18 protein-coding genes and 1 riboswitch are annotated in these 20,152 nt (G+C 68.5%); of the genes, 7 read left to right on the top strand and 11 right to left on the bottom strand.

All coding sequences use genetic code 11. From position 1 onward, the window contains the following. Window position 1 precedes the first annotated feature (1 nt). From PVZ72_RS07375 to PVZ72_RS07365, 3 genes are read left to right on the top strand one after another with little or no spacing between them, the layout of a single operon-like run. Window positions 2-799 carry an ABC transporter ATP-binding protein gene (locus PVZ72_RS07375; RefSeq protein WP_187979253.1) on the top strand — a complete coding sequence of 266 codons (798 nt, stop codon included), beginning with the start codon at window positions 2-4 and terminating at the stop codon, window positions 797-799. After that, window positions 790-1,575, top strand: a complete 786-nt coding sequence (locus PVZ72_RS07370) for an IucA/IucC family C-terminal-domain containing protein (protein WP_187979254.1) — start codon at window positions 790-792, stop codon at window positions 1,573-1,575. The genes PVZ72_RS07375 and PVZ72_RS07370 overlap by 10 nt, the downstream gene beginning before the upstream one ends. Further along, window positions 1,560-2,171, top strand: coding sequence for an RraA family protein (locus PVZ72_RS07365; protein WP_187979255.1), 612 nt, complete (start codon window positions 1,560-1,562; stop codon window positions 2,169-2,171). Before PVZ72_RS07370 ends, PVZ72_RS07365 begins: the two co-directional genes overlap by 16 nt. A 5-nt stretch (window positions 2,172-2,176) precedes the next feature. Here PVZ72_RS07365 and PVZ72_RS07360 read toward each other — a convergent pair whose 3' ends face one another. Then, entirely contained in the window at window positions 2,177-3,073 is an 897-nt protein-coding gene (locus PVZ72_RS07360) for a LysR family transcriptional regulator (protein WP_273861566.1), read from the bottom strand. Between the two features lie 86 nt (window positions 3,074-3,159). Between PVZ72_RS07360 and PVZ72_RS07355 the strand changes: the two genes are divergently transcribed. From PVZ72_RS07355 to PVZ72_RS07340, 4 genes are read left to right on the top strand one after another with little or no spacing between them, the layout of a single operon-like run. Next, complete coding sequence (locus tag PVZ72_RS07355; RefSeq protein WP_273861565.1) at window positions 3,160-3,936, top strand: SDR family NAD(P)-dependent oxidoreductase; 777 nt, start codon at window positions 3,160-3,162, stop codon at window positions 3,934-3,936. 1 nt (window position 3,937) lies between these two features. Continuing rightward, a complete protein-coding gene (locus PVZ72_RS07350) occupies window positions 3,938-4,693 on the top strand; it encodes an SDR family NAD(P)-dependent oxidoreductase (RefSeq protein WP_273861564.1) in 756 nt (251 codons plus the stop codon). Between the two features lie 40 nt (window positions 4,694-4,733). Then, entirely contained in the window at window positions 4,734-6,134 is a 1,401-nt protein-coding gene (locus PVZ72_RS07345) for an aspartate aminotransferase family protein (RefSeq protein ID WP_273861563.1), read from the top strand. Next, the gene (locus PVZ72_RS07340; protein ID WP_273861562.1) at window positions 6,131-7,498 is read left to right on the top strand and encodes a glutamine synthetase family protein; all 1,368 of its coding nucleotides are present in this window, start codon (window positions 6,131-6,133) and stop codon (window positions 7,496-7,498) included. Before PVZ72_RS07345 ends, PVZ72_RS07340 begins: the two co-directional genes overlap by 4 nt. A gap of 15 nt (window positions 7,499-7,513) precedes the next feature. Here PVZ72_RS07340 and PVZ72_RS07335 read toward each other — a convergent pair whose 3' ends face one another. The 10 genes from PVZ72_RS07335 to PVZ72_RS07290 form a co-directional block, all read right to left on the bottom strand. Then, complete coding sequence (locus PVZ72_RS07335; RefSeq protein ID WP_273861561.1) at window positions 7,514-8,221, bottom strand: RES family NAD+ phosphorylase; 708 nt, start codon at window positions 8,219-8,221, stop codon at window positions 7,514-7,516. Then, window positions 8,215-8,619 (bottom strand): antitoxin Xre-like helix-turn-helix domain-containing protein, encoded by a 405-nt coding sequence (locus PVZ72_RS07330; RefSeq protein ID WP_133861720.1) that lies wholly within the window; start codon window positions 8,617-8,619, stop codon window positions 8,215-8,217. Before PVZ72_RS07330 ends, PVZ72_RS07335 begins: the two co-directional genes overlap by 7 nt. A gap of 95 nt (window positions 8,620-8,714) precedes the next feature. Continuing rightward, entirely contained in the window at window positions 8,715-10,046 is a 1,332-nt protein-coding gene (locus tag PVZ72_RS07325) for a tetratricopeptide repeat protein (protein WP_273861560.1), read from the bottom strand. Between the two features lie 239 nt (window positions 10,047-10,285). Continuing rightward, window positions 10,286-12,088 (bottom strand): allophanate hydrolase, encoded by a 1,803-nt coding sequence (gene atzF, locus PVZ72_RS07320; RefSeq protein WP_187979263.1) that lies wholly within the window; start codon window positions 12,086-12,088, stop codon window positions 10,286-10,288. Between the two features lie 11 nt (window positions 12,089-12,099). After that, window positions 12,100-15,699, bottom strand: a complete 3,600-nt coding sequence (gene uca / locus PVZ72_RS07315) for an urea carboxylase (protein ID WP_273861559.1) — start codon at window positions 15,697-15,699, stop codon at window positions 12,100-12,102. 191 nt (window positions 15,700-15,890) lie between these two features. Further along, complete coding sequence (locus tag PVZ72_RS07310; protein ID WP_158895544.1) at window positions 15,891-16,526, bottom strand: urea amidolyase associated protein UAAP2; 636 nt, start codon at window positions 16,524-16,526, stop codon at window positions 15,891-15,893. 9 nt (window positions 16,527-16,535) lie between these two features. Then, window positions 16,536-17,246 (bottom strand): urea amidolyase associated protein UAAP1, encoded by a 711-nt coding sequence (locus tag PVZ72_RS07305; protein WP_273861558.1) that lies wholly within the window; start codon window positions 17,244-17,246, stop codon window positions 16,536-16,538. Window positions 17,247-17,257: 11 nt separating this feature from the next. After that, window positions 17,258-18,016, bottom strand: a complete 759-nt coding sequence (locus PVZ72_RS07300) for an ABC transporter ATP-binding protein (RefSeq protein WP_273861557.1) — start codon at window positions 18,014-18,016, stop codon at window positions 17,258-17,260. Beyond that, window positions 18,016-18,828, bottom strand: coding sequence for an ABC transporter permease (locus PVZ72_RS07295; protein WP_027599335.1), 813 nt, complete (start codon window positions 18,826-18,828; stop codon window positions 18,016-18,018). Before PVZ72_RS07295 ends, PVZ72_RS07300 begins: the two co-directional genes overlap by 1 nt. 23 nt (window positions 18,829-18,851) lie before the next feature. Continuing rightward, window positions 18,852-19,916 (bottom strand): putative urea ABC transporter substrate-binding protein, encoded by a 1,065-nt coding sequence (locus tag PVZ72_RS07290; RefSeq protein WP_273861556.1) that lies wholly within the window; start codon window positions 19,914-19,916, stop codon window positions 18,852-18,854. 51 nt (window positions 19,917-19,967) lie between these two features. After that, a riboswitch (guanidine-I (ykkC/yxkD leader) is annotated at window positions 19,968-20,067 on the bottom strand. Window positions 20,068-20,152: the final 85 nt, after the last annotated feature.

Genomic DNA, 20,152 nt, shown 5'->3' with positions numbered 1-20,152 from the left:
CATGGCAACCCTGGCCAGCCGCGGCCTGACCCTCGGCTACGGCACCCAGACCATCATCGAGGCCCTCGACCTCGACCTACCACCGGGTCGCGTCTCGGTCCTCATTGGCAGCAACGGCTCCGGCAAGAGCACCCTGCTCAAGGCCTGCGCCCGGCTGCTGGAACCACGCCAGGGCCAGGTGCTGCTCGACGGCCAGGACATCCACCGGCAGTCCACCGCCGCCCTGGCCCGGCGATTGGCGGTCCTGCCACAGACCCCGGTGGCGCCCGAGGGCATCAGCGTGCGGCAGCTGGTCAGCCTGGGCCGCTATCCCTACCAGAACTGGATGCGCCAATGGTCGCCAGACGATGCCGCGGCGGTGGACAAGGCGCTGCGCCTCACCGACCTGCTGGCGCTGGCGGAGCGGCCGGTGGACGACCTCTCCGGCGGTCAGCGCCAGCGCGCCTGGATCGCCCTGACCCTGGCCCAGGATACCGATTGCCTGCTGCTGGACGAACCCACCACCTACCTGGACCTGGCGCACCAGATCGAGGTGCTGGACCTGCTGCGCCAGCTGAACCGGGAGGAAGGCAAGACCATCGTCATGGTGCTGCACGACCTCAATCTCGCCTGCCGCTATGCCGATCACCTGGTCGCCGTCCACCAGCGTCGCGCTTACGCCCAGGGCGCTCCCGCGGCGGTGTTGACGCAAGCCCTGGTACGGGAGGTGTTCGCCCTGGAATGCCGGATCATCGCCGATCCCTATTTCGGCACGCCGCTGTGCATTCCCTTCGGTCGCGAGGTACCGCCATGTGCCTGAGGCTCACCTTCGACAGTGCCCAACGGGACGAGCTGCGCGCTACCTTCGGCCTGCGCGAAGCCAGCGAGCGCGATGGGCAGCACAGCCAGCCGGTCGCCGCCTGGCTGGACGCCGCGCGCTGCGCCGAGTTGCTCGACGATCTGGCGGCGCGCATGCAAGCCCCCACGCGGCGGGTCGCGGCGTCGTTGCTGACCAAACGGCTGGGCTTCCTTACCACCGGGGTGGCCTTTCACGCCCTGTCGGCCTATGACCGGCGCCTGGACCTGACGCCTGGCAATGTCTGGATCGAGGATGGCCACGCCCAGGGGCGCTGGCGATCGGCCCTACCGTTGAGCGATACCCGGCCGCTGCCTGCCGTGGAAGATCATGCCACTGCCCGGGCGTTGCTGGCCCGCACCCTGTTCGGCGAGTTGCTGCGGCCGCTCTGGGAGACCCTGGCGCAGGTTGGCCGCGTCTCGCCCCGCATCCTCTGGGAGAACGCGGCGGTGCGGCTCTATTCGCTGTACGACCGGCGCCTTGCCGAATTGGCCGATCCGGCCATTCGTGCCCGCTGCGCCGAGGACTTCGCCTGGCTGCTGGCGGCCACGCCGGCGGAGCTGGGACTGGAGACCAATCCGCTGGCGCAATTCCGCCGGCCTGCAACGGCCAGTACCGTGGGACGTCCCGTCCGCTTCCGGCGCACCTGCTGCTTCTACTACCAGGCCACGGCACCTGCCGAATACTGCTCCAACTGTCCGCTGATCCGCCCCCGGGAGGCCGTATGCCCAGCCACCTGAACGAGCTGCCGGCCGCGCTGATCGCCGGCTACGCCGAGATTTCCGCCTCGACCCTGGGTCATCTCGGACGTACGGGTTACCTGCCCGAGCTCAAGCCGGCGGTAGCCGGCGCGCGCCTGCTGGGCCGGGTGGTGACGGCGCGCATTCCCTTGCCCCACGGCGCCCTGTTGCGCGAGGCGCTGATCGCCAGTCGCCCGGGCGACGTCCTGGTGATCGAGGCCGTCGGCGATCCCCACTGCGCCTGCTGGGGCGAATTGCGCACCCTGGCGGCCCTGGTCAAGGGCCTGGCCGGCGTGGTGGTGAGCGGCGCCATCACCGACATCCAGGCGCTTCGCCAACTCGGTCTGCCGGTCTTCCATCGCGGCATCAGCGCCGTCACCACCCAAGGCGGCGAGGCGCTGGGCGAATTGGACGTCGAACTCCAGCTCGGCGAGACGCTCGTCTGCCCCGGTGACCTCGCCCTGGGAGACGACGACGGCCTGTTCATCCTGTCGCCCGCGCGGGCCACAGCCTTGCTGCCACTGGCCCAGGCCAAGGAAGCCGCGGACCAGGCGCGGCGTGTGCAACTGCTGCAGCGGCTCACCGAAGGGCGCTAAGGCTACTATTCAGGCTTGGTGCCGATCTGCTCCCGCAGGAGTTGCAAATAACGCCGCGCGCCCAAGCCCTGGGGGCGGTTCTTGATCCAGATGACGTCGATCCAGCGACGGATCTGGCTGGCCATGTTGTCGAATTGCACCTGTTCGAGCAGCCCGGTGGCGATCAGTGGGCGCACCAGTGGGTGAGGCAGATAGGCCCAGCCCAGCCCGGCCTGCACCAGGTCCAGCGTCGCCAGATAGCTGTCGGTGAGCCAGACCCGCTGCGACAGCACGATCTGCGGGTCCGAGGCGTTGCGGTCGCCGCCGGCCACCACGATCTGGCGGGTATCGGCCATCAGCGTTTCGCCCAGAGGTCGACCGGTGCGGGTCGAGGGGTAGCCGGGCGCCGCCACCGCCGTGAGCAACTGGCTGCCGGCCTCGGCGAAACCTTCCTGCTCGTTGATCCCCGGTCGTTCGAAGATCAGCGCCAGGTCGACGCTGCCATCGTGCAGCAGGCGGATCGCCTCGGCGCGTGCCGCCGAGCGGATCTCGATTTCCAGCGCCGGAAATTCCTCGGCCAGGGTCACCAGCGGCCGACTCCAGGCACCCGTCTGCAACTCCGGCGCCATCACCAGCACGAAGCGCCGCTCCAGCCCGGCGTGCAATTGCAGGGCATGGGCGTCGAGCAGGTTGAGCTGGCTGGCCACCTGCCGCGCCTGGGGTTCGAGGGCGCGCGCGGCGGGGGTAGGCAAGGCCTTGCGGGTGGCGCGATCGAACAGCACCAGGTCCAGCTCGGCCTCCAGCTGGGAAATCGCCATGTTCACCGCTGACGGCACCCGCCCCAGGACGCGGGCCGCCGCGGAAAAGGAGCCCTCGTCGATCACGGCGAGGAATACCCGAAGCGTTTCGCTGGTAAAGGCCATGGTTGTCAATTTCGCTGATAACGATCGTCTTTTTGTATCAGCCAGACAGGCTTAGAGTCCAGTCAGACCACAACGGAGACAGCGACATGAGCGAGTCGATGGCGGGCCAGGTGGCCCTGATCAGCGGTGCTGGCAGCGAAGCCGGCATCGGCATGGCGATAGCCCGCCGCCTGGGCGCGGCGGGGGCACGGTTGCTCGTCACCGCCAGCAGCGCCCGGATCGCGGAGCGGGTGGCGGTATTGCGCGCCGCCGGCTTTACCGCTGAAGGTCAGGCCCTGGATCTCACCGAGGAGGCCGCCGTTGGCGACTTCTGCCAGTGGGCCGAGGCGCGTTGGGGCCGCATCGACATCCTGGTCAACAACGCCGGCATGACCATGCAGGGCAGTCCCGAGCCCCTGGTGGAGGTGGCGCGGATGACCCTGGCCGACTGGAATATGACCCTGGCGCGCAACCTGACCACGGCCTTCCTGCTGACCCGTGCCGTATTGCCCGGCATGCAGGCGCGCGGCTATGGCCGCATCGTCCACGTCAGTTCCGCCACCGGCACCCGGGCGGGCATTCCGCAGGCAGCGGCCTACAGCGCGGCCAAGGCGGCCATGGTCGGCATGAACATGAGCCTGGCGCTGGAGGTAGCCGGGCAGGGCATCACGGTCAACGCCGTGGCCCCTGGCTGGATCGAAACCGCTTCCAGCCTGCCGGAAGAATTGCAGGCAGCGACGCGGGTCCCCGTGGGTCGCGCCGGCCGCCCCGCCGAGGTCGCCGCGGCGGTGGCCTTCCTGGCCTCGCCCGAGGCGAGCTACATCACCGGGGAATACCTGGTGGTGGACGGCGGCAACAGCCGCATCGAAAACAAGGGGGCCTGACATGCAGCCGGTCGTACTGGTCAGTGGGGTTCTGGGTGGCATCGGGGGGGCGGTGCGCGAGCATTTCCTGCAGGCGGGCTGGCGGGTCTTCGGCACCGATCTCGACGGCGCAGCCCTGGCGGCGCTCCAGGCCGACGGCCGCCTTGCCGGCCAGCACGCCGCCGACCTGCGCCAGGCCCGCGCGAGCCGGGAGGTGGTCGCCAGCGTCCTGGACCGCCTCGGTCGCCTCGACGCCCTGGTCCACTGCGCCGGCGTCTGGCGCGAAGGCCCGGCCGAGACCTTCAGCGAGGAAGACTTCGACCTGGTGCTGGACGTCAATCTCAAGGCCAGCTTCTTTCTCTGCGCCGCGGCCATTCCCGCGCTGCGCGACACCCGCGGCGCCATCGTCAACCTGAGCAGCGATGCCGGTCGCCAGGGCAATCGCAATGCCGCCGTCTACTGCGCCAGCAAGGGCGCGGTGACCCTGATGACCAAGGCCCTGGCGCTGGATCTGGCGCCCAGCGGGGTGCGCTGCAACAGCATCTCCCCCGGCGATGTGGCGACGCCCATGCTGAACTTTCAGGCAGAGCGCTACGGCAATGGCGATCCCGCCGCCTATCTGCAGGAATTGCTGGAGAAGTATCCGCAAGGCGAGCAGGCGCGCTTCATCCAACCCGAGGAAGTCGCCGAACTGGCCTTTTTCCTGTGCCAACCCGCCGCGCGCTCCATCACCGGCGCCGACCTGGCCATCGATTGCGGCGTCTCGGCCGGGCACTGAGCCCTGGCCGAGCCGCCCTCAACCCCAAGAGGAGTCCGACATGACCACCAGTGGTATCAGCGAAGCCGCCGTCCAGACCTTTGTCGCGGCCGAACGCGAGCGCTTCCTGGCGCGCAATCCCAAATCCCTCGCCCTGGCCGAGCGGGCCCGGCACTCGCTGTTCGGCGGCGTGCCCATGCACTGGATGAACGACTGGTCGATGCCCAGTGCGCTGTTCGTCAGCCATGCCCAGGGTTCGCGCTTCCACGATGTAGACGGCCACGAGTACATCGACTTCTGCCTGGGCGACACCGGCAGCATGTTCGGCCATTCGCCGGCACCCATCGCCCGGGCCCTGGCCGAGCAGGGCGCGCGCGGGCTCACCACCATGCTGCCCGGCGAGGATGCCGTGGTCGCCGGGGAATTGCTCGCCGAGCGCTTCGGCCTGCCGTTCTGGCAGGTAGCGACCACCGCCACCGACGCCAATCGCTATGTCATCCGCTGGGCGCGCGCCATCACCAATCGCAAGGTGCTGCTGGTGTTCGACGGCTGCTATCACGGCACCGTCGACGACGTCATGGTGCGCCATCAGGACGGTCGCACCGTGCACCGCGGCGGCCTGATCGGCCAGGCGCACAACCTGGCCGAGACCAGCCGGGCCGTGCCCTTCAACGACCTCGCGGCGCTGGAGGAGGCGCTGGCGAAGGGCGACGTCGCCGCGCTGATCTGCGAACCGGCCATGACCAACATCGGCATGGTACTGCCCGCCCCGGGCTTCATGGACCAGGTCCGCGCCCTGACCCGGCAATACGGCACCCTGCTGATCATCGACGAGACCCATACCCTGTCCACCGGCCCCGGCGGCTGTACCCGCGCCTGGAATCTGCAGCCGGACTTCATCACCTTCGGCAAACCCATCGCCGGGGGCGTGCCCTGTTCGGCCTATGGCTGCAGCCACGAGATGGCCCAGGCCATGCGCCTGGCGCAGCAGCACGCCAGCGAGACCAGCCACGGCCATGGGCACAGCGGCATGGGCACCACGCTGTCGGCCAATGCCCTGGCCATGCGTTGCCTCAGAGTCAACCTGGAGGAAGTGGCGACGCCGGCCGCCTACGAACGGATGCTGCCGATGGCAGCGCGACTGGCCGCCGGTCTACGCGCGGTGATCGCCCGCCATGGCCTGGCCTGGTCGGTGACGGAGCTGGGCGCCCGCTGCGAATTCCAGTTCTGCGCCACGCCGCCCACCACGGGCGCCGAGGCGGAAGCCGCCTTCCATGACAGCCTGCAGCAGGCGCTGCACCTCTATCTGATCAACCGGGGCATCCTCATCACCCCCTTCCACAACATGACCCTGTGCTGCCCGGACCTCGCTGCGGAAGACGTCGATCTGCTGCTCGCCACCCTCGACCAGGGCCTCGCCGAACTCCTGGCGCTGCCCGGCGCCCGGGAGTGTCAGCCATGAACTTCGCCGACGCCCAGGAAGCCCGCGACTTCCTCGCCGCCCACCCCGAGGTGCGCAGCATCGAACTCATGCTGATCGATGCCAATGGCGTGCCCCGCGGCAAGCTGCTGCACCGGGACGAACTGCTGGCCATCTATGAGGAGGGCCGGCCGCTACCCAGCTCCATCCTGGCGCTGACCTTGCAGGGGGAGGACGTCGAAGCCACCGGTCTGGTCTGGGAGGTCGCCGACGTCGACTGCTGGACCTATCCACTGCCCGGCAGTCTGACCCTGCAACCCTGGCGCAGCACCCCGACCGGTCAGGTGCAGGTGAGCATGCACCCGACCCAGGGGCTGCCGGCCACGCCCGCCGATCCCCGGCACGCCCTGGTACGGGTGATCGAACGGCTGCAGGCCGACGGCTTCCAGCCGGTGATGGCGGTGGAGCTGGAGTTCTATCTGCTCGACCGCACCCGCGACGCCCAGGGCCGGCCGCAACCGGCGCTGCAGATGAATGGCGTGCGACCCGGCTCGCCGCAGGTCTACGGGGTCTACGAACTGGAGCAGCTGCAGCCGTTTCTCGATGACCTCTACGCCGCCTGCGAGGTGCAGGGCCTGCCGGTGCGCACGGCCATCTCCGAATACGCCCCCGGCCAGCTCGAACTGACCCTGCTGCACCGCTTCGACGCCCTCCAGGCCATCGACGAAGGCATTCGCTACAAGCGCCTGGTCAAGGGCGTGGCCAACCGCCACGGCCTGCAGGCCTGCTTCATGGCCAAGCCGTTCGGCGACCAGGCGGGCAGTGGCCTGCACCTGCACGTCAGCCTGGCCGATGCCGAGGGCAATAACCTCTATGCCAGCGAGGACCCGCAGGGCACGCCGCTGCTGCGCCATTCCATCGGCGGCATGCAGCACCGGATGCTGGACGCCCTGGCGATCTTCTGTCCCAACGCCAACTCCTACCGCCGTTTCCAGGCCAACAGCTATGCGCCGCTGGCCAAGAGCTGGGGAGTCAACAACCGCAGCGTATCCCTGCGCGTACCTGGAGGTCCGGCCAGCAGTCGCCACATCGAGCACCGCATCTGCGGCGCCGATGCCAATCCCTATCTGGCCGCCGCGGCCATCCTCGCTGCCATCCACGAAGGCATCCGTGACCGACGCGACCCGGGGCCGGCCATCGTCGGCAATGGCTACGAGCAGGCCACCGACTTCCTGCCCACCGACTGGCTCACCGCGCTGCAGGCGCTGGAGCGCTCCAGCTGGATCCGGGAGGCGCTGGGTGAGCGTTTCATCGAGGTCTATCTGGCGATCAAGCGCGCGGAGTACCGGCAATTCATGGCCGAGGTGGGGGAACAGGACTGGCGCTGGTATCTGACCCACGCCTGATGGGTCGGTGTCAGATCAGTCCGACTCGCCCGGCACGGCGGTGAGGCGATTCACGCTGATGATGCCGCCATTCCAGATCATCTCAACCGGCGCCGCCTGGACCACGGCAGTGACCAGGCGCGGGGTTAGCAGCGCCCAGCAATGGCTGCCGGGGCGGCGTACCGAGCGATAGCGCAGACCTGGGCAGCCGACGCGTTTGGCGGCGGCGCCCAGACTGCGCGCCGCGCTGTAGTCCAAGGGATCATGGATAGGATCTGCTGCTTTTAGCACCAGGGCGTCGCGTACCCCCTTCTCGGAGAAGCTCACCGAAAGATTACGGAAGACGAAACGCTCGTACTTCAGTGCCGGCACCTTCGACCAGTAGGCCTGCTGATGATGGTGGACTTCGGCAAGGGCGGTATCGGGATGGTCGGCCAGATAGAGAACGCCGAAGGTGCCATCGCTGAAGCGCGAACCCTCTGGATTGACGTGAGTGAAGGGCGCTGTCGCATAGGAGCAACCCGAGATGCCGAAGGGAATCTGTTCGCGGGGAATCAGCTCCAGACGCCCCAGTTCGTTTTGTAGGCGCGGGTTGGTCAACACCTGTAACTGATGGAGCACGGCGAAATCTTCGGCATTGGCAACATCGTCGAACAGGTGGATGGGCGGGAATTTGGAGTTGACCAGGCGATGCCCTTGTAGACGCTCATCGGCCAGCAGGGGCAGGTCCTCCAGCTTCACCATCCGGCACCGCGCAGGACGTCGATACGCCGGAAGGTTTCATAGAGGGAGATCATGTCGCCTTGGGCCATTATCTCCAGCGGCGAACGGCCATTGAAGAATTCATTGTGATTGGCCATGGCGACGAAGCCATAGACGTTTTCCGGGTTGTCGAAAACCAGGCGCAACGCGGAATGCATGTTCAGCACCAGGCTGACACGCTGCAGTTGATCGGCATCCAGGCTCACCGCCCATTCGCTGTCCCGCTGCGACGCTCGGGTATAGGTGCTGCGTGAGATGCGCAGGATCCGGCAACTCTGCTCGCTGGAAGCTTGCCATCTTTCCAGGATATTGAGCGCTGCCCTTAGACCAATCGTGCTCTGGCTTTTCGAAAATTGCTCGACGACGGCAACCTGGGACATAGGATTCTCCAATCTGTAGAGGCAAATATAATGAATTCGAATCTACAGAGATAGAGGCTCTACTGCTCCCTTGCTAGGGCGGCTAGGTGGGCGTCCTAGCGAACGAGCGCCAGGCTGGCCTGCCAGCGCCGATCCCGGGTCGAGGGCCGGCGGTGCAGCCGCTCGTCCAGCAGCGCCGCGGCCTTGGCCTGTTCACCCCCGCGCAGCAGAGCGACCAGCAGGGTGTCTTCGATGACCTCGCGCTGGGCGCCGCTGCCGCCGATGCGGAGGACGTCAGCGCGCAATGGTTCCAGTAGGCGGGCACAACCCAGGTAATCGGCTTCGGCGAAGGCCAGGAGCGCACGGCAGAGCAGCGGTACGACCGGCCCGGCGGGCAGGACGCCGTCGCGCAGACGACTTTCCAGTCCGGCAACGCGGGCTTCCACCGCCAGACGATCCCCGGTCGCCGCGGCGATCAGTGCCATATGGACATCGGCAAAGGGCAGCCCCGGTTGCTGGAACAGCCCATCCGCGCTGGCTGCGGTGGCCTGCCAGAGGCCGACGGGCACCTCATGGCCATAGAGGCCCAGGCGCCAGAGAAAGGAGGCGTTGTCGCTGACTCGATTGAGCGGGCCGGCGGTGGACGCGGCCGGCGCCACGAAGCGCTGATAGAGGGCCAGCGCGCCCTGGCTGTCACCCTGTTCCAGGGCCACCAGGGCGCCGTGCCAGGCGATATGGCCATGCAGGGTACCGTGAAGGGGGTACTCGGGCAGCCAGCCGGCGATCAGGGCCTGAGCGGACTGGCTGGCGCCGGATTCGTGCAGGACATGGGTCAGGGCATGGGCCGCATTGACGTTGTGGCGGCGCAGCTCGAGCGCCCGCTCGGCAAGCGCCCGACCGCGGACCACGTCGCCGTTCTCGCCGTGGGACCAGCCGCGGTAGGTCAGGAACCACCAGTCATCCGCGGCGAAATGGCGGGCATGGCGTTCGCAGAGTTCGACCCGCGCCTGGTCATGATCCGCCCGCCCGGAAAATGCCAGCAAGCCGAAGGCCCCCAGCGGCAGGCCGAGGATCAGGATGTCGCGCGGCCAGCGCTCGGCGTGTTCCAGCGCGCCCTCCAGGGCCTGGGCGGCTTCCCCGGCGATCAGCCGCCGCACGACCTCGACATGGCTGCGCTCGCGCTCCGTGCCATGTCGCTCCACCAGCCGCTGCGCCTGGGCGATGGTCTCCCGGGCAGCGCCGGCCTGGTTGTCGATCAGCTGCAGCCGTGCCCGCGCTGCATGGGCCAGGGCGAAGCCAGGATCGGCCGCGATGGCCTCGTCCAACGCTTCCGCCGCACCGGGCCAGAGCGACAGCAAGAGATCTATGCCGGCCTGATAGCGCTCGGCGGCGCGGGTGGAAGCGGTGGACAGGGGAAGGTCGTAGCGGTCGGTGCAGGAGAGAGGCATGAGGGTGTTTCGATCTTCAAGCAAGGAGGCGCCACTGCCCAGCAACGGTCAGCGGCTTCGAACACCCTTGATAGCAGGCGGCCACGGGTACGGCTAGCGCCCGCAGCTCATGGCGGCTTGAAAGAAGCTCATGAACAGCAGACGGGTGCTTGCGTCCACCGCTTGCACAGCGGCGGTTAGAAGCGGCGCTGCGCATCCTGGCTGATACGGTGGCTTCGCCGCCTAGCTCGTTTCCCGACCTAAACGGCGCTGCGACTCGCCAACCACGCCCGCCACCCACCATGCGCCGTGATGTCCTCAGCCTCCGCCAGGCCATAGGGCTCGCAGATGAAGCCGGTTTCCCAGCTGCCATCGGCCAGTTCCACCTTGCCCAGGCCGAGCGGGGCGGGGATGCCGGTGAGAAAGCTACCCAGTTCGCTGCTGGGCAGCTCCCAGACCTCCACCTCGATGGCGGCGCCGTCTTCGGCGACCCGGACCATGCCCGGACGTAGCGGCGGGCCGCCGGCCAGGGCGTGGAGGCGATAGTGCGGCGCGCTCCGAGTCAGGGCCAGGCGGCGGGCACCGCGGGCGAGCAACTGGCCATTGAGGGGCAGCCCCTGCAGATGGGCACCGCAGACCACCAGCCGGGCACGGTCATGGTGGGCGGGACGCGCCGGCAGGCTGGCGTGCGGCAGGGCGCCGCCGACCAGCGCCAGGCCTTGGGCTTCCTGCAGGGCCGCGGCCAGGCTCAGCAGGTACTGGTCGGTGAAGACCCGGCCGAACAGCGTCACGCCCCAGGGCAGGCCGTTGGCCATGACGCCGGCCGGCACGGCCACGGCGGCGTAGTCCAGCAGGTTCATGAAGTTGGTGTAGTAACCCAGATCGGCGTTGCGGGTGACCGGTTCGGCGGCCAGTTCCGCCAGGGTCACCGGGCGCGGATAGGTGGGGGTAAGGACGCAATCCAGTTCGGCGAGCAGGGTGTCGCACCGGGCTTTCAGCGCCTGCAGGCGGTAGCCAGCGCGAAAGGCGTCCACCGCCGTGGTGTCGGGCGCCTTTTCCAGCACGGCGCGGATCACTGGCAGTACGGCGTCCGGTTCGGCCTCGATCAGGGCGCCGGCCACGCTATAGCGCTCGGCGACCCAGGGGCCTTCATAGAGCAGGCGCGCGGCTTCCAGGAAGGGCGCAAGGTCCAGCGGCACGGCTTCGCCCCCCAGGGCCTCCAGCTGGGCCTTGGCCGCCGCGAACAGCGCCGGGCTTTCCGGGCAGCCGAGGAATTCCAGCTGGGTCGGGACGCCGAAGCGGAAGGGCCGCGGGCGGCCGAAGGCGCTGGCGTCGTTCCACTGTGGATTGGCGCGGCTGTAGGGATCGCGCGGATCGAGGCGGGCGGTGAGCGCCAGCAGCGTGCTGGCTTCGGCGGCGGTGGCGGTAAAGAAGGTCACGCAGTCCAGGGTCTGGCAGGCAGGCACCACGCCGGCGGTGGACAGCAGTCCCTTGCTGCCCTTGAGACCCACCAGGTTGTTCAGCCCCGCAGGCACGCGCCCGGAACCGGCGGTATCGGTGCCCAGGGCGAAGCTGGCGACACCCAGGGACACGGCCAGCGCCGAACCGGCACTGGAGCCGCCGGAAGGATAGTCCGGATGGACACTGTTGCGACAGGCGCCGTAGGGCGAACGGGTGCCGTTGAGGCCGGTGGCGAACTGGTCGAGATTGCACTTGCCCAGCGGCACGGCGCCCAGGGCGACCAGCTGTTCCACCAGGGTCGCCGAGCGTTCGGGCACATAGGCATAGGCCGGGCAGGCCGCCGTGGTGGGGATGCCGGCGAGGTCGATGTTGTCCTTGATGGCGAAGGGGATGCCATAGAGCGGCAGCTCGGCGGGATCGCGATCGTCCAGGGCGGCGAGATAGGGCTCCAGCTCGGCTGGGGTCAGCAGGTGGATGAACAGGTGGTACTCGGGGTTGAGGGCCGCGGCCTGTTCCCGCAATTCAACGATGAGCGTGCGTGGGGTCCGGGTCCCGGCGGCATAGGCGGCGCTCAGGGTGTCGAGGCGCAGATCGAATGTCATGGTGGCTTCCTTCACGTCTTGTCGATGACCAGCAGGCGCTGGCCGGCGCGGATCGGCGAGCCGGGCTGGACCTGCAGGTCGTGGATCCGGCCGCTGCAAGGCGCGAGCAACGGGATTTCCATCTTCATGGATTCCAGGATCAGCAACGGCTGGCCGGCTTCCACCTGGTCGCCCGGCTGCACCTGGGCCTGCCAGAGATTGCCGGCCACCGGGCTTTCCAGGGCCAGCTGGTGGCTGGCGAGGGGGACATCCTCGGTGGCTTCCACGGCGGCTTCCTGGCTGTCGAAATGCGCCTGGCCGGAGTCGATCCAGCGCTGCCGCTCGGCGGCGAAGGCGCTCTGCTGGCGCGTGCGGAAGGTGGTAATACCCTCGGCTTCGCGTGCCAGGAAGGCCTGGTAGTCGGCCAGGGACAATTCGCTCTCTTCGATGCGCAGCGGCACGCGACCCAGTAGGAAGTCCGCGCGGATGCGTAGCAGCTCGTCCGCCGACACCTCATGGAAGCGGATCTGATCGAAGAAGCGCAGCAGATAGGGCTGGCCGTGGAAGGCTTCCACGTCACGGTAGCGATTCCACATCTGCAGGGTGCGACCGACGAACTGATAGCCGCCAGGGCCTTCCATGCCGTACACGCAGAGATAGGCGCCACCGATGCCCACCGAGTTTTCCGCGGTCCAGGTACGCGCCGGGTTGTACTTGGTGGTCACCAGCCGGTGACGCGGATCGAGGGGGGTGGCCACCGGCGCACCCAGATAGACGTCGCCGAGGCCCATTACCAGGTAGCTGGCGTCGAAGACGATGCGCTTGACCGCCTCCAGGGACTCCAGGTCATTCACCCGGCGGATGAACTCCAAGTTGCTCGGGCACCAGGGCGCGTCCTTGCGCACCGTGGTGGTGTATTTTTCGATGGCCAGGCGGCAGGCCGGATCGTCCCAGGACAGCGGCAGATGGACGATGCGCGAGGGCACCCGCAGGTCCTGGGCATCGCCCAGCGCCTGCCAGCAGCGACTGACCGCCGCCAGCAGCTCTGCCAGAGGCAGTGCCTCGGGCTGGTAGTGCACCTGTAGCGAACGGATGCCGGGGGTGAGTTCGTACAACCCGGGCAGCGCCAGCGCGGCCAGTGCCTGCATCAGCCCATGGCCGCGAAAGCGCAAGGCCAGGTCCAGCTCCGGTGGGCCGATCTCCAGCAGCAGATGGGTATCCCCGGAAAGCCGCGCCACCAGGCGCTCGGCGCCCTGGCCCAGATCCAGCACCACGGGATCGCCGCGCTCGGGCGTAATGGCGATCTCCGCCTGCGGCTGCAAGCTGCTTTCCTCGGCCAGGCGTGCCTGCTGCAGGCGTCGCGCGGTCGCCAGGTCCACCGGCAGGAAGCGCAGCCGGTCGCCGGCCTTGAGCTGGCCCAGTTGCCAGAGGTCGGCTTCGATCACTGTGACCGGACAGACGAAGCCGCCCAGGCTGGGGCCGTCCGGGCCGAGGATGACCGGCATGTCGCCGGTGAAGTCCACCGCGCCCACCGCATAGGGATTGTCATGGATATTGGAGGGATGCAGACCAGCCTCGCCGCCGTCTTCGCGGGTCCATTCCGGCTTGGGGCCGATCAGGCGCACGCCGGTGCGACTGGAATTGAAGTGCACCTCCCAGTCGGTGGCGAGAAAGAGATCCAGATAGGCCGGGCTGAAATAGTCCGGCGCACCGTGCGGTCCATAGATGACGCGCAGGGTGCGGGTCTCGGGCAGCCGGGTGGTCAGGGCGAGGGGCAGCCGGGCCTCCGCACGTGCGTCGGTCAGCGAGTGCAGGTGCAGCACGTCGCCGGCGCGCAGGGCGCGGCCACCGTGACCGCCGAACTGGCCGAGGGTGAAGGTGCTGCGACTGCCCAGGTAGTCGGGCAGGTCCAGGCCGCCTCTCAGGCAGAGATAGCTGCGGGCGCCGGCGCCGGTGATGGCGCCCAGGTGCAGGATGGCACCCGCGGGGACGCGAAAGACGCTGTCCATGGCCTGGGGTTGGTCGTCCAGCAGGATCGGCAGCGCCGCGCCGGTGACCACCACCACGGCCTCGGTGTTGAATCTCAGGGTAGGGCCGGCCAGGGTGATTTCCAGGGCGGCCGCGCGGCCGTCGTTACCGAGCAGGCGATTGCCCAGGCGCAGGGCGCGGTCGTCCATGGGGCCGGAAGGGGGAATGCCCACCGACCAGTAGCCGAGGCGCCCGGGGGCGTCCTGCACCGTGGTCTGGGTGCCGGCGCTGAGCACCTCCAGGGTGGTGGCCTGGTAGGTCAGCCCCTCCAGGCAGCGCGTCCAGGGCTGGCCCGAGGCGAAGGGCGCGGCGGCGAGGATCTGCCGCAGGTAGTCGCCATTGGTTTCCACGCCATAGAGCCGGGTCGCCGCCAGGGCCTGGTCGAGGCGTTGCCGGGCGGCGTCGCGGTCGGGGGCCCAGGCGATGACCTTGGCCACCAGGGGATCGAAATAGGGCGGGATCTCGCAGCCAGCCTCGATCCAGGTGTCCAGGCGCAGCGCCCGGCCATCCGCGGGTGGGAAGTCGACCTGGGTCAGCAGGCCCGGGCTGGGCTGGAAGTCGCGACCCGGGTCTTCGGCATAGAGCCGCGCCTGGATGGCATGGCCCTGGGGCTGCAGCCCCGCGGCGAGCACGGCCAGCGGCGGCAGTTCGCCAGCGGCCAGTTCGATCATCCAGCGCACCAGGTCCACGCCCCAGACCTGCTCGGTGACGCCGTGCTCGACCTGCAGCCGGGTGTTCACCTCCAGGAAGTAGAAGCGGTCGGCGGCGCTGTCGTAGACGAACTCCACGGTACCGGCGCTGCGATAGCGTACCGCGCGTGCCAGCTCCAGGGCGGCGGCGCAGAGCGCCTCGGCCATGCCGGCTGGCAGGTTGGGCGCCGGGGTCTCCTCCAGTACCTTCTGGTTGCGGCGCTGCACCGAGCAGTCGCGCACGCCCAGCGCCAGCACCTCGCCCTGGCCATCACCGAACACCTGCACCTCCAGGTGCCGGGCGCGCTCGATGTACTTCTCCAGAAAGACGCCCGCGTCGCTGAAGTTGTTCTGACCCAGCCGGCGCACGGCGTCGAAGGCCTCGGCGAGTTCAGGGTCCGTGCGGCACACGCGCATGCCGATGCCGCCGCCACCGGCGGTGCTCTTGAGCATCACCGGATAACCGATCTGTTGTGCGGCCGCCAGTGCCCCTTCCAGGGTATCCAGCAGCTCGGTGCCCTCCAGCAGCGGCACGCCCTGGGCGCGCGCCAGGGCCCGCGCCGTGTGCTTGAGACCAAAGGTGCGCAGTTGCTCGGGGGTGGGCCCGACGAAGGCGATGCCGGCGGCTTCGCAGGCTTCGGCGAAGGCGGCGTTCTCGGAAAGGAAGCCATAACCCGGGTGAATGGCCTGGGCGCCGCTCTGGCGCGCCACTTCGAGCAGCTTGGCGGTGTCCAGGTAGGTGGCCGCGGCGGCGCCTTCGCCCAGGCTGAAGGCCTGGTCGGCCGCGCTGACATGGCGGCTGGCGCGATCGGCTTCGCTGTAGACGGCAACCGCGGCGACGCCCAGGTCGCGCAGGGTGCGCTGGATGCGGCAGCTGATGGCGCCACGGTTGGCGATGAGCAGGGTGGTGAACATTCGAGGCGTCCTCGAAGGCGGCGGGCCGTCCCGCCAGATAAAAGCTCTCGGGGTCGTCCCCAAGAGGCCGCGCGAGGGCGGTAGGTCAGTTGGCGTCTAGCGCTTGCCGCGGTAGCTGTAGCGTCCGGCGCGGACTTCGCAGAGGCGATGGAGACGCGGTCGCAGCCACTGCCAGAGCCGGCGTGCGTGGGTCAGTCCCATAGCAGCACCTCCGCCGGAGTGGGGTTCCAGCCGTTGCAGGGGTTGTTGAGTTGCGGGCAATTGGAAATAAGCAGGATGACGTCGGTCTCGGCGCGCAACTCCACATACTTGCCGGCGCCGGAGATGCCATCGGCGAAGGTCAGGCCGCCGTCCGCGGTCACCGGCACGTTCATGAAGAAGTTGATGTTGGCGCCGATGTCGCGCTTGCCCAGGCGCCCGTCATGACCACCGGCGCAGAGGAAGTTGTCGCGGCAGCTGTGCATCTGCCGGCGATCCAGGGCGTAGCGCACCGTATTGCTCTCCTGGGAGCAGGCGCCGCCCAGGGTGTCGTGGCGGCCACAGGTGTCGGCGACGATGGTCAGCAGGGGATTGCCCAGGTTGGAATAGAGCACGCTGCCGGTCGACAGATAGACCCGGCCCTGGCGTCTCAGGGTGCGCTGGGGATCGTAGCGTTCCTGGGGGTTGGCGGCGGCGTAGAAGAGGGTGTCCACCGCCTGGTTGCCTTCCAGGTCATGGATGCGCAGGGTCTGGCCGGCCTTGACCTCCTTGAGGTAGGGCGCTCCGGCCGGCAGGAGGGCGCGGTAGCTGGCATCTTCCGGGCGTTTGGTGCTGGCGATAAGGGTCATGGCAGGGCCTCAGAGGAAGTAGCGGGCGGTGTTCTGAAAGGCGCGCTCGTTTTCCGGGCGCGAGGTGCGGCAGCGTTCGGCCACCTTGGGCGCCGCGCGCAACTGGGCGAGATCGACCGGGCGCGGCGCATAGACCGGGTCCGGGTCCAGCGGATGCTGCAGGGCGGTCAGCACCACCAGGGTGTTCATGGGCGCATGGAGCTCGACCAGATCGCCGGCGCGGGAGTTGCCGGGCACGAAGGCAAAGGCGCCCGCGGCATCCACGTCCACCCGGCTGAACAGGTTGAGGGTCATCAGCAGGTCTTCCAGGCCCAGGCCCCACTTGGCCAGTTCCACCAGCAGGTTGTCGGTGCCATTGCGGTGGAAGCCGTTGCGCAGCTCCTGGTAGCGACCCGCGCCGTATTTCTCCGCCACCTCGGCGGCATTGGCCACGCCGCCAAAGCTGTCGTGCCAGCCGCAGGTGTCGCGCACCACGGCCGCCAGCACCCGCCCCATGTCGGAATAGAGGCAATGGCCGGCGGTGAGACGCGCGGTGTGCTGGCCCTTGAGGGTATCGGGCAGGTTCAGCCGCTCGCTGCGGTCATCGGCATTGAACAGCAGCAGGCTGACATTGGCGCCGCCTTCCACGTCGGTCAGCCGCAGGGTCTGGCCGCGGCGCAGGATGAAGGAGGCGGTGCCGCCGCCGGGGACGCGTTCCTGGTAGAGCAGTTCGTCAGTCATGGGCAACCTCGTCAGGTAAGGGCTGGCCGAGTCCCAGGCGCATGCACGGGCCGGGTCTTGGCGGTCAGGGGCAGGTCGTAGGTGATGCGGGCGCCATAGGCGCCGGGGGCTTGCGGGTCCTGGCGGACCTTGTCGAACACCAGCACCCGGGTGGCCAGGCTGAAGCCCTCGTGCAGGTCATGGGTGACCATGAACACCGTGAGCGGGCGCTCGTGCCAGAGCTCCAGCAGCAGGGCGTGCATGTCCTTGCGGATGCCGGGATCGAGGGCGCCGAAAGGCTCGTCCAGGAGCAGGATGCGTGGCCGGACGATCAGCGCCTGGGCGATGGCGAGGCGCTGCTGCATGCCGCCGGACAGCTGCCCCGGGTACTTGCCCAGCGCCTGGCTCAGGCCGACGCGTTCGAGCAGGGCGGCGGCCTGTTCCCGGGCCTGGCGCTTGGCCGTGCCCAGCAGCCGGCCGAGCAGCGGGGACCTGGGCAATTCCAGGCCCAGGGCGACGTTGTCCAGCACGCTCAGGTGGGGAAACACCGAATAGCGCTGAAAGACCACGCCCCGCTCGGGATCCGGTTCCGCCGAGAGCGGCTGACCATCGATGCTGATCTCGCCACGGCTGGGCCGCTCCTGGCCGAGCAGCAGACGCAGGAAGGTGGACTTGCCGCAGCCGGAGGCACCGACCAGGGCGCAGAATTCGCCTTCGCGCACCTGCAGATTGAGACCTTCGAGCACCACCTGCTCGCCATAGCGTTGCCAGAGATTGCGGACCTCGATCATCAGCGACCCTCCCCGTACCAGGGAAAGGCGCGCCGCGTCAGCAGGCGCAGGCCCGCGTCCAGCAGCCAGGCCAGCAGGGTGATCCAGGCGACATAGGGCAGGATCACGTCCATGGCCAGATAGCGCCGCACCAGGAAGATGCGATAGCCGAGGCCATCGGTGGCGGCGATGGCCTCGGCGGCGATGAGAAACAGCCAGGCGGCGCCCAGCTGCAGCCGCAGGGCGATGAGCAGGCGCGGCAGCAGCTGCGGCAGCACCAGGCGCAGGATCACCGTCCAGCTGTTGGCGCCCAGGGTCTGGGCCTTGATCAGCAGTTCGCGTGGCAGCTCCCGGGCGCGCTGGTCCAGCTCGCGGATCAGCACCGGGGTGACGCCCACCACGATCAGCATCACCTTGGCCAGTTCGCCCAGGCCGAAGACGATGAAGAGGATCGGCAGGATCGCCAGCGGCGGGATCATCGAGAGCACCGTCACCAGCGGCGACAGCGGCGCGCCGACCAGGGGCAGACTGCCCGCGGCGATGCCCACCACCAGGGCGATCAGCGCGGCGATCCCCAGGCCCAGGCCCAGGCGTTGCAGGCTGGCCAGGGTGTCCTGCCAGAACGGATAACCCCCGGTACGCACGTCGGCGGTAAAGGCCAGGCGCTGCACCGCATCGGCCATCTGCGCCACGCTGGGCAACAGCTTGTCGTTGGGGTTTTCCGCCAGCCGGGTGGCCGAGCCCACCAGATAGAGCAGGGCGAGCAGGGCGAAGGGCAGCAGGACCAGCAGGAGCCGGCCGCCCCGATCGGGATGCCGATTGATGAAGCGCATGGGCGTCGTCCTCGCGGCGGGGCTCAGAGCTTGCCGTCGGCGGCCAGCTGTACGAAGGTCGGATCGAAGCGCAGCTTGAGATTGCCCGCGTCCCCGCTGGTCTTGCCGCCCGGATAGGCGATGCCGATGGCCTCGGCGCTGGGTGCGCCCTGGCCCAGCAGGCCGTGTTCGAAGGAGAAGTGGGCGATGCGCTGCATGGTGGTCGGCAGCGCGGGATCCTTGACGAAGGCCAGGGCCTCGGCGGGCGTGGCGAACAGCCGGGTCTTGTCCAGTTGCGCCTGGAAGCCGGCGAGATCGGTACCCGAGGCCTTGGCCATGGCCTCCAGGGCCGCCTTGCCCTTGGCGTCGCCGGACTGCATCAGCGCCAGCATCTCGAACCAGGCACCGGTCAGGGCCTTGCCCAGGGCCGGGTTGTCCTTGAGCGTGGCGGTGTTCACCACCAGCATGTCGAGGATCTCGCCGGGAATCTTGCTGGAGTCGAACACCTCGGTGGTGTCTGGCTGAGCCTTGATCTCGGCCAGCAGCGGATTCCAGGTCACCACGTTGCGCACGTCGGCGGTCTGGAAGGCGGCCACCATGTCGGCGTCGGAGGTGTTGACGGTGGTCAGGTCCCTCTCGCTCAGCCCCACGCTCTGCAGCGCGCGCGCCAGCAAATAGTGGGAGACGGAGAACTGCACCAGGTTGACCTGCTGGCCCTTGAGGTCGGCCAGGGTCTTGCCCTTGCCCTTCATCACCACGCCGTCGTTGCCGTTGGAGTAGTCGCTGACGATCAGCGCCGTGCTGTCCACGCCGCCGGCGGCCGGAATGGTCAGGGCGTCCATGTTGGTCATGGCGCAGCCGTCGAACTGGCCGGTGGTGTATTGATTGATGGATTCGACGTAGTCGTTGAGCTGCACGACCTCGATGTGGATGCCGTATTTCTTGGCCCACTTGTCGATGATGCCCTGGGCCTGGGCTTCGCCCAAGGGCATCCAGCCGGCATAGATCGTCCAGCACACCTTGAAGTCGTCGCGCGGCGCCGCCTGAGCGGTGGCACCAAGCAGCAGGGAACAACCGAGAACGAGCGAGGCGAGCAGGGGATGGCGCATGGGACCTCCAATAGGATGGACGACGGGACAGGAGCACGCGACTGGCGCTGTGTCTCCCGGGCTTTTGTCCCGCCGTGTAACCCCATCAGAGGTCGACGACTCTCGGACCAGACACCCGCACGAGCGAGTCGGAACCCTAGTCATCCATTGCAGATTGTGGTGCATCAAACCGGCTGGCCGGTGCTCCTGCACGCTATGGTCTTTGCCAGATGCGTGCCAGTTGCCGCCAGGCCCCG

Source organism: Pseudomonas sp. LA5, from assembly GCF_028640825.1.
GTDB lineage: Bacteria > Pseudomonadota > Gammaproteobacteria > Pseudomonadales > Pseudomonadaceae > Chryseomonas > Chryseomonas aestiva.
Note: the sequence above shows the minus strand (reverse complement) of the source record. Positions and strands in the feature narration are given on the sequence as shown.

Bases quoted from the DNA above. Each gene is read 5' to 3' on its own strand.
- PVZ72_RS07375 (WP_187979253.1), top strand. From the start codon at position 2: ATGGCAACCCTGGCCAGCCGCGGCCTGACCCTCGGCTACGGCACCCAG.
- PVZ72_RS07370 (WP_187979254.1), top strand. From the start codon at position 790: ATGTGCCTGAGGCTCACCTTCGACAGTGCCCAACGGGACGAGCTGCGC.
- PVZ72_RS07365 (WP_187979255.1), top strand. From the start codon at position 1,560: ATGCCCAGCCACCTGAACGAGCTGCCGGCCGCGCTGATCGCCGGCTAC.
- PVZ72_RS07360 (WP_273861566.1), bottom strand. From the start codon at position 3,073: ATGGCCTTTACCAGCGAAACGCTTCGGGTATTCCTCGCCGTGATCGAC.
- PVZ72_RS07355 (WP_273861565.1), top strand. From the start codon at position 3,160: ATGAGCGAGTCGATGGCGGGCCAGGTGGCCCTGATCAGCGGTGCTGGC.
- PVZ72_RS07350 (WP_273861564.1), top strand. From the start codon at position 3,938: ATGCAGCCGGTCGTACTGGTCAGTGGGGTTCTGGGTGGCATCGGGGGG.
- PVZ72_RS07345 (WP_273861563.1), top strand. From the start codon at position 4,734: ATGACCACCAGTGGTATCAGCGAAGCCGCCGTCCAGACCTTTGTCGCG.
- PVZ72_RS07340 (WP_273861562.1), top strand. From the start codon at position 6,131: ATGAACTTCGCCGACGCCCAGGAAGCCCGCGACTTCCTCGCCGCCCAC.
- PVZ72_RS07335 (WP_273861561.1), bottom strand. From the start codon at position 8,221: ATGGTGAAGCTGGAGGACCTGCCCCTGCTGGCCGATGAGCGTCTACAA.
- PVZ72_RS07330 (WP_133861720.1), bottom strand. From the start codon at position 8,619: ATGTCCCAGGTTGCCGTCGTCGAGCAATTTTCGAAAAGCCAGAGCACG.
- PVZ72_RS07325 (WP_273861560.1), bottom strand. From the start codon at position 10,046: ATGCCTCTCTCCTGCACCGACCGCTACGACCTTCCCCTGTCCACCGCT.
- atzF (WP_187979263.1), bottom strand. From the start codon at position 12,088: ATGACATTCGATCTGCGCCTCGACACCCTGAGCGCCGCCTATGCCGCC.
- uca (WP_273861559.1), bottom strand. From the start codon at position 15,699: ATGTTCACCACCCTGCTCATCGCCAACCGTGGCGCCATCAGCTGCCGC.
- PVZ72_RS07310 (WP_158895544.1), bottom strand. From the start codon at position 16,526: ATGACCCTTATCGCCAGCACCAAACGCCCGGAAGATGCCAGCTACCGC.
- PVZ72_RS07305 (WP_273861558.1), bottom strand. From the start codon at position 17,246: ATGACTGACGAACTGCTCTACCAGGAACGCGTCCCCGGCGGCGGCACC.
- PVZ72_RS07300 (WP_273861557.1), bottom strand. From the start codon at position 18,016: ATGATCGAGGTCCGCAATCTCTGGCAACGCTATGGCGAGCAGGTGGTG.
- PVZ72_RS07295 (WP_027599335.1), bottom strand. From the start codon at position 18,828: ATGCGCTTCATCAATCGGCATCCCGATCGGGGCGGCCGGCTCCTGCTG.
- PVZ72_RS07290 (WP_273861556.1), bottom strand. From the start codon at position 19,916: ATGCGCCATCCCCTGCTCGCCTCGCTCGTTCTCGGTTGTTCCCTGCTG.